Source organism: Pseudoalteromonas sp. SG45-2, assembly GCF_014164115.1.
Lineage (GTDB): Bacteria > Pseudomonadota > Gammaproteobacteria > Enterobacterales > Alteromonadaceae > Pseudoalteromonas > Pseudoalteromonas distincta.
The window spans coordinates 92961-107741 of sequence record NZ_JACJEO010000008.1; the positions used below are offsets into that span (position 1 = coordinate 92961).

Genomic DNA, 14781 nt, shown 5'->3' on the forward strand with positions numbered 1-14781 from the left:
ATCAGTTCAAACACGAAAGATTAAGGTTTTACAATGGATATCATTGCATCTTACGGCACGGTATTAATTTTAATTGCCGCAGCAGTCGGCTTTTTTATGGCTTATGGTATTGGCGCGAACGACGTAGCGAACGCCATGGGTACATCTGTAGGTTCAAAAGCGCTAACAATCAAACAAGCTATTTTTATAGCGATGATTTTTGAATTTGCAGGCGCCTATTTAGCAGGTGGTGAGGTTACATCAACAATTCGTAAAGGAATTATTGATGCAGCACCATTTGCAGATATTCCGGAATTAATGGTTCTGGGTATGATTTCGTCTTTATTTGCAGCCGGTGCTTGGTTATTAATGGCCTCGTTCTTAGGTTGGCCTGTATCTACAACTCACTCAATCATTGGTGCAATCATTGGTTTTGCGTTAGTTGCAGTAGGTACTGAGGCGATTCAATGGGATAAAGTAGGTGGTATTGTAGGTAGTTGGATTATAACACCTGCCATATCAGGCTTTATTGCATACTTAATATTCATGAGTGCACAAAAACTTATTTTTAATACAGATGCACCACTAAAAAATGCTAAACGTTATGTCCCTCTTTATATGGGCTTAGCAGGTTTTATCATGGCATTGGTTACAATTAAAAAGGGCTTAAAGCACGTTGGTATAGACCTAGGCTCAGCTGAAGGCTATGCACTGTCAGTAGGTGTTGCAATAGTTGTTGCTGTGATTGGTAAAATTGCCATATCTCGCTTAAATATTGATCCAAAAGCAGATAAACAAATGCAGTTCAACAATGTTGAAAAAGTATTTGCTGTTCTTATGGTACTAACAGCATGTTGTATGGCATTTGCACATGGTTCTAATGACGTTGCTAATGCAATTGGTCCACTAGCAGCTGTTGTAAACATTGTTGAAAACAATGGTGAAATTGCTAAAAAAGCAGCTATTGCTTGGTGGATTCTACCTCTAGGTGGTTTTGGTATTGTTGCTGGTCTTGCTATTTTAGGCAAAAAAGTAATCAAAACAATTGGTGAAGGTATTACACATTTAACACCTAGCCGTGGTTTTGCTGCTGAACTAGCTGCTGCTTCTACCGTTGTTATTGCCTCAGGTACTGGTATGCCAATCTCTACTACTCAAACCTTAGTGGGTGCGGTATTAGGTGTAGGTATGGCACGTGGAATTGGCGCGCTTAACATGGGTGTTATCAGAAACATTGTAGTTTCTTGGGTAATTACATTGCCAGTTGGCGCTGCCCTTGCTATTGTTATTTTCTACGTACTAAGAACCGCATTTGGGGTTTAATAAAAAAGTACTCAAAGACTTTTAGCTTGAAAAGATCTCAATGCCCTAGGTGTTGGGGTCTTTTTATTTGTGGAAAGAAAAAATGACTAACCTTCCAAGTATTAAACAACTACAGTATTTATTAGCTGTTCATCAACATCAGCACTTTGGCAGAGCCGCTAGTGCCTGCTTTATAGGACAATCTACTTTAAGTAGCGCTATTCAAAATCTTGAAGAAACACTAGGCTGTCAGCTAATTGAGCGTGAAAATCGCAGCCTGATGTTTACCAGTATTGGTGAAGAAGTTGTTGAGCGTTCTCGTAAAATAATTAACGATACAATTAGTTTAAAAGAGCTTACAAAAAGCTTTTTAACACCACTAAGTGGTAAGCTGACTGTGGGTGTTATACCTACAATTGCAAGCTTTATAGCGGCTCCGCTTTATCATTTTTGTAAAGAAACCTTTTGTGATTTAGAGCTGGTATTAATTGAAGATACGAGTGACAAGCTACTGGATAAACTTGAACATGGGCATATTGATTTAGCGCTACTTGCACTGCCGTACGAAACAGATAAATTTCATACACAAGTATTGGCAAAAGATCAGTTTAGTTTAGTGCACCATAAGGATTACAGCGCTGCAAAGGGCGTAGTCGACTTTAACCTATTACCAGAGGCTAGCGTATTCTTATTAGAGCGCGAGCACTGCATGACGGGCCATGCGCTTAGTGCATGTCATTTAAACCGTGCCAGTTGTATTAACCCATTTGAAGCTGCAAGCTTACATACTCTATTAAGCATGGTTGAACATCAGCTCGGGGTGACTTTTTTACCACAGATGGCTATTAATGCGGGTATTTTAGATAATAAAAATATGGTGGCTACACCATCACAAAGTGATGCATATAGAGATATTGGTATCTTGTGGCGTAAAACTACGGGCCGAATTCGAGACTTTAGGCTATTTAGTCAACAGCTTGAGGTGTTTTTAAAGCGTCAATGTAGTTTAGATTTTTCTAAAGCAGAATAATAAGTGAACTAAAGCAGCCTACAAAGGCTGCTTTTGATTTTGAAGATGACTTTCAAAAGGCTCAAGTTCAGGTAAAAATAATAAATAAATCCATACCACCAAGTTAAAGTAAGGCACGCAGCCTAATACAGTAAAAACCTTAACTGGGTAGCCTTTAATATTCGCGTAGCGGTAACACTGATACGCGATTGCAAAATGTATAATCAGTAATAACATAACTAGTTGTGTCATACCTTCTTCCTTAAAAGCTTAAATAGCTTTGAAACCCACTATAAATATCGGTACTACGCCGCCAAAAGGTAATGTCATGTTTTTAAAGTGAAAAGCATAAAAAGGCACGACATTTTTATTTGATGCTGAAAGTATAGGCAAGAAAGGTAATATTGGTAGTAATAAAATGATTAAAATTGTTTAATTTTGTTTATTTTGGGCTAGCTTGTTGTTGGTAAAACGTTTTATTTTTAGAAATTTTTTCGAGTTCATCTTTTACTTTTTCAACAGGTATTGGGCGTGCAATAAAGTAGCCTTGCCCATAATCAACACCAATTTCTTTTAGTGCAAAAAATATCTCTTCGTTTTCAACGTACTCAGCTACAGAGCGCTTATCGAGAGACCGACTAATATCATTTATTGCTTTTACTAACGCTAAATCTATAGGGTCATTGAGCATATCACTTACAAATGAGCCATCAATTTTTACATGCTGTGCTGGTAGCTGTTTTAAATAATTAAATGTACTAAATCCAGTTCCAAAATCATCGATAGAAAAATGACAGCCTAAGCTATTAAGCTTCTCAATCATTTTACGAGTGGCCTTTAGGTTATTAATACTCGCAGATTCAGTTATTTCAAAAATTATCCGCGAAGCAGGCACGTTATACTTTTCAAGGTTTGATTCAATTAATGGCAATAAGCGTTCATCTAAGAACGATTGTGCTGACAAATTAATAGCAACTTGGTTTAACTCTGGGTGCTTAGATACACAAGCAATAGCATTACGTATAACGCATTGATCCATCAAAAATGTGTCGTTAAGCATTTCTAAAGAAGGAATAAACTGGTTTGGGTATACGAGTTCACCTTTGAGTTTTAAGCGTAAAAGCGCTTCAAAATAAGCAACTTTACACTCCTTAAAATCCCAAATGGGTTGGTAATGTAGTTCAATATTATCTTGCTGTAGTGCTTGGCGAATTTCATGGCCCCATTCAAGCCCTGTTTGTAGTGTATTGTTTTGAGCATCTTCTTTTGAATAGCAATGTACTAAGTTACGCCCTAGGTTTTTGGCAATATACAAAGCAATATCGGCTTGTTTTAAACACTCATTAGGGTCGTTATTTTGTGTCGTGATTTGAGTTAAACCAATAGAGCAGCTAATAGTGTATATCTGATCTTCTGATTTAAAAGCATGTTTTTCTATCGCACTACACACACCTTCTGCAATAAGGTGTGCATCCAGTAAATTCATATTGGTAAGTATGACTGCAAATTCATCCCCACCAATTCTGCATACCAGGTGATCGTCGCCAATATTTGCTTTAAATAATTGCGCCACTTCTTTTAAAACTATATCGCCCTGATGATGGCCTTTACTGTCGTTTATTATTTTAAAGTGATCGAGGTCAATATAAATAACAGCATGCTCTATGCCATCATAGGTGTATTTATCTTGGCATATTTTATTAAGCTGTTGATCAAAATAATAACGATTATGTAAACCAGTTAATGGGTCATGGTGTGCTAAATGACGTAGTTGAATCTCAGCTTGCTTTCGTTCGTGTATATTGTCGATAGTTGCGGTTATAGTCGCGTTGTTACGACTATTTTTTATTAGCTGCAATCTGCATTCAACCCAAATTAAATTGCCATTTTTGTGGGTTAACTTTACTTCTATTTGTTGCTGTTGCTCGCCACCATGTAAAATATCGTTAATAGTGTAGTCAAGCCTTCCTTTATCTTCGTTATTACAATAAGCGCTTAATGGGTTTTGTAGTGATGATTTAACACCAAAACCGCTTAATGTTTCCCATGCGGGGTTAATAAAACGAATATTACCTTGCTGATCGAGCTCTAAAACAACTGTATTTAAGTGCAATAAAATACGCTGATGAGCTGAAAATAACTCTTTGTAACGCACTTCGCTCACGCTTAATTGTTCTACTTTGTAAGCAAATTCAGCATAACTCACCATAAAATCTTCACGTCGTGCGGCGTGGTCACACACTTTGTTTAAAAATGAAGGATCGTAAGGGGCTCTAATAAAGTCGGTAACACCCGAAAGTAAAAGCTGCTCAGCGTAATCGGCATCGTCACTTTCTATAATTGTAACAATAGCTTGTTTAGAATTGTGCTGGAGGATTTCTTCAACGAGTACACTCGAGCTCTCTGCACTTGATGTAGTGGCATCGAGTAGCACAATTGAAAACTGCTGTTGGTTATAAGCGTTAAGTGCGGCTTTAGCTGAAGTTACGTGAGTGATAGCAAAGTTTAACTTTAACTGTTCACTTATTTTGTCTGCCGTATTTTGAAGTGGCTCTAATAATAATAAGTTTAGCCGGCTACTTTTTTCTAAGTGAGTAGATAAAACATTCGCAAGTACTTGAGGGAGCATATCTTTGTGCTCAAACGGTAGTACAGCATCTATCCCATAGCTTCGGGCTGTTGTTTCGGCAATCCGCTCACAGTAAATTGGCGGAATAAGTAAGATTGGTGTGTTTTTTGGTGTTTTTAATAATCCTGAGCGGATCATCCTAGAAAAGCGCCAGCCATCAATTTTACCAACATTAATGCCCGTTATTATAATATCAACAGGGTGTTGTTTTAAAAGCTTTAAAGCTTGTTGGCTGTCTTGGGCATCAATAAAGGTAAATACATTTAAGCTCTCTAAAGTGCCCTTAATCGCGCGACGTTCAGCACTACTTGCGTTTAATATTAGCAATTTAAGCTGGTTTGGCACGAGTTGAACACCCCTAATAGAACTTATAATAATTTAGCCGAATAAGAATAGTGACATTTAACCATAAGAACAAGAGAATTTAATGGCAAACACGCAAACAGACATTATAAGTTTGGCTGATTTCTTGAGCTTAATATCCGATACATATACACTTGGCGCGATTTTAAATGATGTGGATTACTAATTATGCGCGTGGCTGACTTTAGCTTTGACTTACCTGATGAATTAATAGCTCGTTTTCCTAAAGCGGACAGAACCAGCAGCCGTCTACTCACTTTAGATGGCCCAAGCGGAACTTTAGAACATAAAGTGTTTAGCGATATACTTGATTTAGTAAACGAAGGCGATTTATTGGTCTTTAACAATACACGCGTTATTCCAGCACGTATGTTTGGTCAAAAAGCTTCAGGCGGAAAAGTTGAAGTACTTGTAGAGCGGGTATTAGATGAGCATCGCGTACTTGCGCATGTACGGGCAAGTAAGTCGCTTAAGGTCGGTAACGAAGTTATTTTAGAAGGCAAAGCCAAGGCAATAATGGTTGCACGCCACGATACTTTATTTGAGCTTGAGTTCGATCATAGCCAAAACGTGCTAGATATACTTAATGATATTGGCCATATGCCACTGCCTCCTTATATTGACCGGCCTGATACCGATGCTGACCGTGAGCGTTATCAAACTGTTTATGGAGAAAAACCAGGTGCAGTTGCAGCACCAACTGCAGGTCTACATTTTGACGATAAATTAATGACAGCACTCAAAGATAAAGGCGTAAACATGGCTTTTGTTACGCTACACGTTGGTGCTGGTACTTTTCAGCCGGTACGAGTTGATAGTGTTGATGAGCATGTAATGCACTCAGAGTACATAGAAGTACCTGATGACGTAGTTGCAGCTGTTGCGCAAACTAAAGCAAATGGTGGGCGTGTAATTGCGGTAGGCACAACTTCAGTTCGCTCATTAGAGTCGGCTGCTAAAGTTCACGGCGGCAAGTTAGATACGTATTTTGGTGATACCGATATATTTATTTTTCCGGGTTATCAATTTAATGTTGTTGATGCCATGGTCACAAATTTTCACTTACCAGAATCAACGCTTATAATGTTAGTCAGCGCATTTAGCGGCCAAGACAATATTATGGGCGCTTACAATACTGCAATAGAGCAGCAGTACCGCTTTTTTAGTTATGGCGACGCCATGTTTTTAACACGAAAGTAACAAAATATTGTTTAATACTCAGTAGAATATATTAAAACCCCCAGCTTAGTTGCTGGGGTTTTTGTTTGCGGCAATTGGCAAAACTGAATTTATCGCAGCTAATAGTATTAGTGAGGCAAAAAGGGTAGAATCAGGCGGTTAAATTATAGCTTGTTGGACTGTTTTTCCGACATTGAGGATGATATGAAATTTGAATTAGATTGTACTGACGGAAAAGCGCGCCGCGGCCGCTTAATTTTTGACCGTGGTGTAATAGAAACACCTGCTTTTATGCCTGTTGGTACTTACGGTACTGTAAAAGGTATGACGCCAGATGAAGTTAAAGCCACTGGTGCGCAAATATGTTTAGGTAATACCTTTCATTTAATGCTTCGCCCAGGTACTGAGATCATTAAACAACATGGTGATTTACACGACTTTATGAATTGGGACTTCCCAATTTTAACTGACTCAGGCGGTTTTCAAGTATTTAGCTTAGGCGCAATGCGTAAAATTACTGAAGAAGGCGTTTTATTTCAATCTCCAGTAAATGGTGATGAAATTATGATGTCGCCTGAAAAGTCGATGGAAGTACAGCGTGACTTAGGTTCAGACATCGTTATGATTTTTGACGAGTGTACGCCATACCCAGCGACTGAAAAAGAAGCTAAAGATTCTATGGAGTTATCTCTTCGTTGGGCTAAGCGTTCAAAAGAAGGGCATGGCGATAATCCATCTGCTTTATTTGGTATTATCCAAGGTGGTATGTACCCAGAATTACGTGCACAATCACAAGCTGGCCTTGAAGAAATTGGTTTTGACGGTTATGCATTAGGTGGCCTATCAGTAGGTGAGCCTAAAAACGAAATGATGAATATCCTTGATCATTGTGCGTTTAAAATGCCAGAAGACAAGCCTCGTTACCTTATGGGTGTAGGCAAGCCAGAAGACTTAGTTGAGTCGGTTCGCCGTGGTATTGATATGTTTGACTGTGTTATGCCAACACGTAATGCGCGTAACGGCCATTTATTTATTACCACGGGTGTAGTAAAAATACGTAACGCAGTGCATAAAACAGATACAGGGCCACTTGACCCTGAGTGTGATTGCCATACGTGTAAAAACTATTCACGAGCTTATTTGCATCACCTTGATAAATGTAACGAAATTTTAGGTGCGCGACTAAACACAATTCATAACTTACGTTACTATCAACGTGTTATGGAAGGTTTACGTAATGCAATTAGCGAAGGTAAATTAGAAGAATTTGTACAAGATTTTTATGCTCGCCGAGGCCAAGATGTGCCAGAGTTAGCAGATATAAAAAATTAAACTTTAAAATTAAAGAGGAAGTATCATGAGTTTATTTATTTCAAATGCACACGCAGCAGCTGGTCAACCTGCGGCAGGCGGTGGTTGGGAAATGCTAATAATGTTAGCTATTTTCGGTTTGGTTTTTTACTTTTTAATCTACCGCCCACAAGCTAAGCGCGTTAAAGAGCACAAAAGCTTAATGAGTATGATGGCTAAAGGTGATGAAGTACTTACCCAAGGCGGTTTAGTGGGTAAAATTGTGAAAATTTCTGAAGAGAAAGATTTCATCGTTATCTCTTTAAACGAGCAAGCAGAAGTTACAGTACAAAAATCTGCAGTATCTGCAGTATTGCCAAAAGGCACAATGAAGTCGCTATAAAAATAATAAGGACGACCCCGTGTTAAACAAGTTTCCAGTTTGGAAGTATTTACTTGTTTTAGCTGTGGTAGCCATTGGCCTTTTATATGCCTCTCCAAACTTGTATGGTCGCGATCCGGCTATACAAGTTTCAGGTGCTAAAGGCGCTGATGTCGATCTCAGTGTTGTAGACAAAGTAAACGCAATCCTTAAAACAAATAATGTAACCGCTAAATCGACAATACTTGAAGATGGACAAATTTTAGTTCGTTTAAAAAATGTTGAAGAGCAACTTAAAGCGCATGACTTACTACGTGATTCGCTGAGCGATGATTACATTTCTGCTATTAATATGGCACCTGCTCAACCAGCTTGGTTAAAAGCGGTCGGTGGTAACCCTATGAAGCTAGGTCTTGATTTAAGTGGTGGCGTACATTTCACCATGGAAATCGACATGGCAACAGCGGTTGATAACCAGCTTGAGCAAATGGAACAAGATTTTCGCAGTGACCTGCGCGAAGAAAAACTACGTTATCGTAGTGTTCGCCGCGTAGCAGGCTCCGATCGTATGCGTGTAGAAATGCGTACCGAAGAAGACAAAAATGCTGCAGAGAGTTTCTTAGAAACTCGCTACCCGCTAAATGTCTACATTGATGACAGCAGTAACGATAAAGCATTTTTTGCGACAATGAGTGAGCAAAAACTCAAAGAAATTCGTGACTACGCTATCAAGCAAAATGAAACGATTATTCGTAACCGTATCAACCAAATTGGTGTTGCAGAGCCTAACGTACAACGCCAAGGCGCTGAGCGTATTATTGTTCAACTACCAGGCATTCAAGATACTGCACGTGCTAAAGAAATTTTAGGCGCGACAGCAACACTTGAATTTCGTGAAGTAGACGAAAACGCAGATATTAGCGCTGCTGCCCAAGGTCGTATCCCAGCGGGTACTGAAATGATCATGAGCCGCGACGGTTACCCTGTTGTACTTAAAAAGCGTATTATTTTAGAGGGCAGCCATATTACGGGCGCGCAATCTGGCGCTGATGAATACCAACGTCCGCAAGTAAGTATTACGTTAGATAGCAAAGGTGGGGCAAAAATGAATGCCTTTACCAAGCGTGCTATTGGTAAGCGTATGGCAACGGTATTTATTGAGTACAAGCCATCAGGTAAAAAAGATGCAGACGGTAAAGCGCTTCCGCCTATTAAGGTTGAAGAAGTTATTAACGTAGCAACGATTCAAGCCCGTCTTGATCGCTCGTTCCGTATTACCGGCATTGATAACCCAGCAGAAGCACATAACTTAAGCTTACTACTTCGTGCTGGTGCACTTGTAGCGCCAATTCAAATTGTTGAAGAGCGCACAGTAGGTCCAAGCTTAGGACAAGAAAATATTGAAGCGGGTATGACTGCGGTTGCACTTGGCTTTGCGTTTGTACTTGTGTTTATGCTTGTGTACTACAAAGGTTTTGGTATGGTTGCAAACCTTGCGCTTGCGGCTAACTTAGTACTAATTGTAGGTGTTATGTCTTTAATTCCGGGCGCTACACTTACGCTACCAGGTATTGCCGGTATTGTATTAACGGTAGGTATGGCGGTTGATGCTAACGTACTTATTTTTGAACGTATTCGTGAAGAGCTGGCCGATGGCCGTAGCCCTCAACAAGCGATTCATTTTGGTTACGATAGCGCATTTAGCACTATATTTGATGCCAACATCACGACACTAATTGCTGCCATTATACTGTTTGCAGTGGGCACTGGTCCGATTGCGGGCTTTGCAGTGACACTTGCGATTGGTATTTTAACTTCAATGTTTACAGCCATCGTTGGTACCCGTGCGGTAATCAACTTATTTGTTGGTGGTAAACGCATTGATAAACTTTCGATTTAAGGAGCAGACATGCAAATTTTAAGTTTGGGTAGTAGAACCCTTCGTTTCATGTCTCTTCGAAAAGTGGCTATGGGTTTCTCGACGCTACTAATTTTAGCGTCGTTTGCATCAATTTTTATCAAAGGCCTAAACTTTGGTTTAGATTTTACCGGCGGTACTGCGGTAGAAGTGGGTTTTTCACAACCGGCTGACCTTAAAAAAGTACGTGATGCACTAGCTGATAATGGTTTTGCTGATGCATCAGTGCAGCTATTTGGTTCAAGCCAAGAAATTTTAGTTCGCTTAGCACCACGCGGTAGCGATGTAAAAGCTGAAGTAATTGGTAACCAAGTAATCGATGCACTTAAAAAAGCAGACGACAGCGTAGTAATGCGCCGTATTGAATTTGTAGGCCCAAGTGTAGGTGAAGACTTAAAAGAGCAGGGTGGCCTTGCCATGTTAACTGCGCTTATTTGTATCTTAATCTACGTTGCGTTTCGTTTTGAATGGCGCTTTGCAGTAGGTGCGGTAGGTGCACTACTACACGATGTTATCATTACTGTGGGTTTATTTTCGGTATTAGGTTTAGAGTTTGATTTAACTATATTAGCGGCAATTCTTGCGGTAATTGGTTATTCACTCAATGATACGATTGTTGTATCAGACCGTATACGTGAAAACTTCCGTAAGGTACGCATTGACGATACGATAGAAATTATTGATATTTCACTTACGCAAACACTTAACCGTACACTTGTAACATCAATCACGACTATTTTAGTATTGATTGCCTTGTTTGCATGGGGCGGACAAACCATTCATGGTTTTGCAACTGCATTACTGTTTGGTGTGTTTATTGGTACTTATTCTTCGATTTATGTTGCAAGCTCTGTTGCTATAGCAATGGGCGTAAGCAAAGAAGATTTAATACCAGAAGTAATAGAAAAAGAAGGCGCAGACCAAGACGCTATGCCGTAACTAGGTTTGTACTTAATAAAAACCGCTCTTATGAGCGGTTTTTTTATGAGCGCATTTTTTTGCGCAATAAAAATGTCATACACACTTGGTACTTTATTGCTCCAATCAAAATAGTTGTAAGGCAAATACGTGACGATTCAGCGCAAAGTATTAGAGTACATTTTAAAAAGCGGTGAAATAACAACGCTGTTTCAGCCTATTTTTGATATTAGTAATCAAGTTATTTTAGGTTACGAAGCACTTAGTCGAGGACCTAAAAATAGCCCGTTAGAAATGCCTAATACGTTATTTAAAGTTGCCCATGAGGAATGTTTAATTTCGGAGCTTGAATTACTATGTCGCTCTAAAGCGATTGAAAACTTTGTAAGGCTTAACCTACAAGGTAAATTATTTTTAAATGTAAGCCCTAAAACACTACTAGACCCTTGCCACCCTAAAGGGGAAACATTGCACCTAATAGAGCAATTTGGCTTAGCTGCTAACCGTGTAGTTATAGAGGTTACTGAGCAAGAAAAAGTAGATGATGGCTTCTTGTTATTAAAAACGATAGCCCATTATCGAGAGCTCGGTTTTACTATAGCAATAGATGATTTAGGCGCTGGGTATTCAGGGTTAAAGCAATGGTCTGAACTATGCCCTGATTTTGTAAAAATTGACCGCTATTTTATTGATCATTGTGATGAAAGCGAAGTTAAAAAAGAGTTTTTGAAATCTATTACTATTTTGGCCAGAGCTACTAATACTCAGGTTATTGCCGAAGGCATCGAACGTCCAGAAGAGCTTACATTTGTAGAAAACTTAGGCATTAGTAATGTACAAGGGTTTTTACTCGAAAAGCCAAGCATAAAGCCAAGTGAAGATTTCAGCTCAGAGCAACTAAAAGCTCTTTCATTTACGCAATCAAACACATTGTTTGATCAATCTATGGCCATAGGTCGCTTATCGGTTACGCAACCTGCAATAAGCAGCGACACTCGCTGTAAAGATGCGCATAAGCTCTTTGAGCAAGATAAATCACTCATAAGCATTGCAGTGTTAAATACTGAAAACCAGCCAGTAGGGTTACTTCACAGAGATCAATTAACAGAAGTTTTTGCAGCGCCCTATGGGCATGCTCTTTACGATAAACGCCCCGTTACTGCACTGATGGATAAGCAGCCCTTAGTCGTTGACGAAAACCAATTACTCGATACCGTAAGTAAACAAATAACTGAGCAAGACTTTGATATACGCCGCCATATAGTGATAACCAGAGAAAACGCTTATTTAGGTTTAGCGCCGCTTCGCGATATTTTAAAACACATAACCGAAGAAAAAATACGCCATGCACAACACGCTAATCCACTGACTATGCTCCCTGGTAATGTGGCAATTAATGAAGCTATAGAGCAGCGATTAAAAGGTAGTAATCCGTTTTCACTCGCGTATATAGACTTAAATCATTTTAAGCAATTTAATGACTTATACGGCTACGCTAGCGGCGACAGTGTAATTAAACTATTAGCTGATGTAACAGTGCAAGCGTGTAAAAATAGTGCTAACTTTGTAGGACATATAGGTGGCGATGACTTTATGGTGGTGTTTGATCAGCACAACGCGGTTGATATATGTAATACCATTATTGAGCAATTTCAACTCCAGTCTCGTATATTTTTTACACCTGAGCACATAAAGAGCGAAGGGTATTGGGCCACAAATCGTGAAGGAGAAAAGCAATTTGTGCCGCTACTAACGTTATCGATTGGCTTAGTTGAGCCTGATTTACAACAATGTAAAAACAGTCACCAAGTTGCAGCACTCGCAACTGATGCTAAAAAAGAAGCCAAACGTTATCGCCATAGTTATTTGTTTATTTGCAAACGTAAAGGGCCTGCGCCCGCAGTGGTGCGCCTAGCAAGCAATAAGCAGGTAATTTAAATAAAAATAGGTAATTATTATGTTGCCAATAAAAATCTCGACCAGTGTACTTGGTCTGCTTGCAAGTTTTGCACTTATGGCGCAAGAGCAAATAATTAATGTAGCCCAAAAGCAAGATACTCAAAACGCACGAGAAGAGTACTTAAGTGAGCTACTGGTACGTGCACTTGAGAGTGTTAACTATCCTGGGGTTATTAGGATGACTCCCATATCAGATCAGCAAAAACGTAAGCTCATAAACCTAAATGATAACGAACTAGATATGTATTGGAGTATGAGTAGTCCAGAGCGAGAGGCACTTGCTTTAGCTATTAAAATACCACTATTTAAAGGTTATATAGGAAAGCGGGCTTTACTCACTAATAAACAAAACGTAGCACGCTTTAAAGACGTAAAAACCCTAGAGCAGCTAGGAGAGTTTTCAGCAGTGCAGGGTCACAACTGGCCAGATACAAGAATAATGTCCTATAACGGCTTACGTGTAAGGCCGCTTACCAATTACCAAGCCATGTTCACTTTAACGAGCCGTGGGCGAATAGATTACTTTCCTCGCTCGTTTATTGAGGTTAATTCTGAGCTTATTGAAAACAAACAAAGTAACTTAGTCGTTGTGCCTGATTTATATATAAGCTACCCAACGGGTATTTATTATTTTGTGACTAAGAGTAAACCCGAATTGGCAAAGGCAGTAGAGGAGGGCTTAATATTAATGCAGACAAACGGCGAGTTTGATGCATTATTTAATGAATACTTCGCAAAGGATTTAAATACACTACCTTATACAAAAGGTAAAACAATAGAGATTAAGCTCGATAACCCTTATTTTTAGGCACAAAAAAAGGAGCCTAGGCTCCTTTTTAGTATGCTATTAATAGCATTTAATTAGCGAAGTAACGACTCAGTTAATACTGGACGAATTTCGCGGATAATTGCTTGAGTCAGTTTTGGTGAACCACAGATAATATTGCCGCTGTGGTTATAGTTATTACCACCGGCGAAATCTACAACCATACCGCCCGCTTCTTTAACCATTAGTTCGCCCGCAGCAGAGTTCCAAGGTTTTAAACCAATTTCAAAAAATCCATCAACACGGCCAGCTGCAACGTATGCCATATCTAAAGCAGAACAACCTGCACGGCGAATATCAGCAGTGTGTACAAACAATGCTTTAAACGCTTCAGTGTATGCATCCATGTGGTTTTTGTTTTTGAAAGGGAAACCAGTAGCAAGTACAGTGCCTGCAAGAACCGTAGTTTTGCTAACGCGTAGACGTTTACTGTTTAACTGAGTGCCTTGACCGCGAGATGCAGTGAAAAGCTCACCACGAATTGGATCATAAATAACAGCTTGGTCTAAACGACCTTTAACTTTAAGTGCGATAGAAACCGCGTAATGAGGGATACCTTTGATGAAGTTAGTTGTTCCATCGATAGGATCTACAATCCATTGGTAATCATCATCCTTGCCTTTATGCTCACCTAGTTCTTCACCAACAATTGAGTGAGTAGGGTAAGACTGTAAAATAGTGTCACGAATTACGGCTTCGGCTTCTTTATCAATGTTAGTTACTAAGTCGTTAGCGCCTTTTTGTTGCACTTCAACTTTTGATAAATCTTCACTTGCGCGAAGTAAAATTTTGCCTGCGTTGCGCGCAGCGCGAACCGCAATGTTTAACATTGGATGCATGGTATTACCTTTGGGTTGTAAAAGAACGTTTATATATTTCAGCCGGCGTATTTTAGCGACTTTTGCCATAAAGTAAACAATAAACCCCAAATACTTGTGTTTGTTTTTTATACAAGATTGAAAAGTTTATATATTTTTAAAAAATAATTATCTGCATTTAAATAAATTAATTTTAAATAACACTTTAC

Annotated in this window: 12 protein-coding genes; 9 read left to right on the forward strand and 3 right to left on the reverse strand. The window is 39.2% G+C overall.

The annotated features are described in order from the left end of the window. Positions 1–33 precede the first annotated feature (33 nt). Both H5116_RS07640 and H5116_RS07645 read left to right on the forward strand, forming a co-directional pair. Complete coding sequence (locus tag H5116_RS07640; protein WP_024597536.1) at positions 34–1302, forward strand: inorganic phosphate transporter; 1269 nt, start codon at positions 34–36, stop codon at positions 1300–1302. A gap of 82 nt (positions 1303–1384) precedes the next feature. Further along, positions 1385–2311, forward strand: coding sequence for a hydrogen peroxide-inducible genes activator (locus H5116_RS07645; RefSeq protein WP_002957836.1), 927 nt, complete (start codon positions 1385–1387; stop codon positions 2309–2311). A gap of 18 nt (positions 2312–2329) precedes the next feature. On the opposite strand, the gene H5116_RS07650 is transcribed toward H5116_RS07645, so the two are convergent. Further along, on the reverse strand, positions 2330–2542 hold the full coding sequence (locus tag H5116_RS07650) for a hypothetical protein (protein WP_002957835.1): 213 nt from the start codon (positions 2540–2542) through the stop codon (positions 2330–2332). A 190-nt stretch (positions 2543–2732) separates the two neighbouring features. After that, positions 2733–5264 (reverse strand): GGDEF domain-containing protein, encoded by a 2532-nt coding sequence (locus tag H5116_RS07655; protein WP_039489071.1) that lies wholly within the window; start codon positions 5262–5264, stop codon positions 2733–2735. Between the two features lie 186 nt (positions 5265–5450). On the opposite strand from H5116_RS07655, the gene queA reads away from it, so the two are divergent. The 7 genes from queA (at position 5451) to H5116_RS07690 (ending at position 13736) form a co-directional block, all read left to right on the forward strand. Further along, on the forward strand, positions 5451–6482 hold the full coding sequence (gene queA / locus H5116_RS07660; RefSeq protein WP_002957832.1) for a tRNA preQ1(34) S-adenosylmethionine ribosyltransferase-isomerase QueA: 1032 nt from the start codon (positions 5451–5453) through the stop codon (positions 6480–6482). Positions 6483–6665: 183 nt separating this feature from the next. Then, positions 6666–7793 (forward strand): tRNA guanosine(34) transglycosylase Tgt, encoded by a 1128-nt coding sequence (gene tgt / locus H5116_RS07665; RefSeq protein ID WP_002957831.1) that lies wholly within the window; start codon positions 6666–6668, stop codon positions 7791–7793. Positions 7794–7818: 25 nt separating this feature from the next. Then, complete coding sequence (gene yajC / locus H5116_RS07670) at positions 7819–8154, forward strand: preprotein translocase subunit YajC (protein ID WP_002957830.1); 336 nt, start codon at positions 7819–7821, stop codon at positions 8152–8154. 19 nt (positions 8155–8173) lie between these two features. Next, complete coding sequence (secD, locus tag H5116_RS07675) at positions 8174–10033, forward strand: protein translocase subunit SecD (protein WP_002957829.1); 1860 nt, start codon at positions 8174–8176, stop codon at positions 10031–10033. A gap of 9 nt (positions 10034–10042) precedes the next feature. Then, a complete protein-coding gene (secF, locus tag H5116_RS07680; RefSeq protein ID WP_002957828.1) occupies positions 10043–10990 on the forward strand; it encodes a protein translocase subunit SecF in 948 nt (315 codons plus the stop codon). Positions 10991–11119: 129 nt separating this feature from the next. Next, on the forward strand, positions 11120–12907 hold the full coding sequence (locus H5116_RS07685; protein ID WP_182715871.1) for a GGDEF domain-containing protein: 1788 nt from the start codon (positions 11120–11122) through the stop codon (positions 12905–12907). A gap of 19 nt (positions 12908–12926) precedes the next feature. Further along, positions 12927–13736 carry an ABC transporter substrate-binding protein gene (locus tag H5116_RS07690; RefSeq protein ID WP_182695500.1) on the forward strand — a complete coding sequence of 270 codons (810 nt, stop codon included), beginning with the start codon at positions 12927–12929 and terminating at the stop codon, positions 13734–13736. Positions 13737–13789: 53 nt separating this feature from the next. On the opposite strand, the gene suhB is transcribed toward H5116_RS07690, so the two are convergent. Then, positions 13790–14593: an inositol-1-monophosphatase gene (suhB, locus tag H5116_RS07695; RefSeq protein WP_002957826.1), complete on the reverse strand. Its 804-nt coding sequence runs from the start codon at positions 14591–14593 to the stop codon at positions 13790–13792. Positions 14594–14781: the final 188 nt, after the last annotated feature.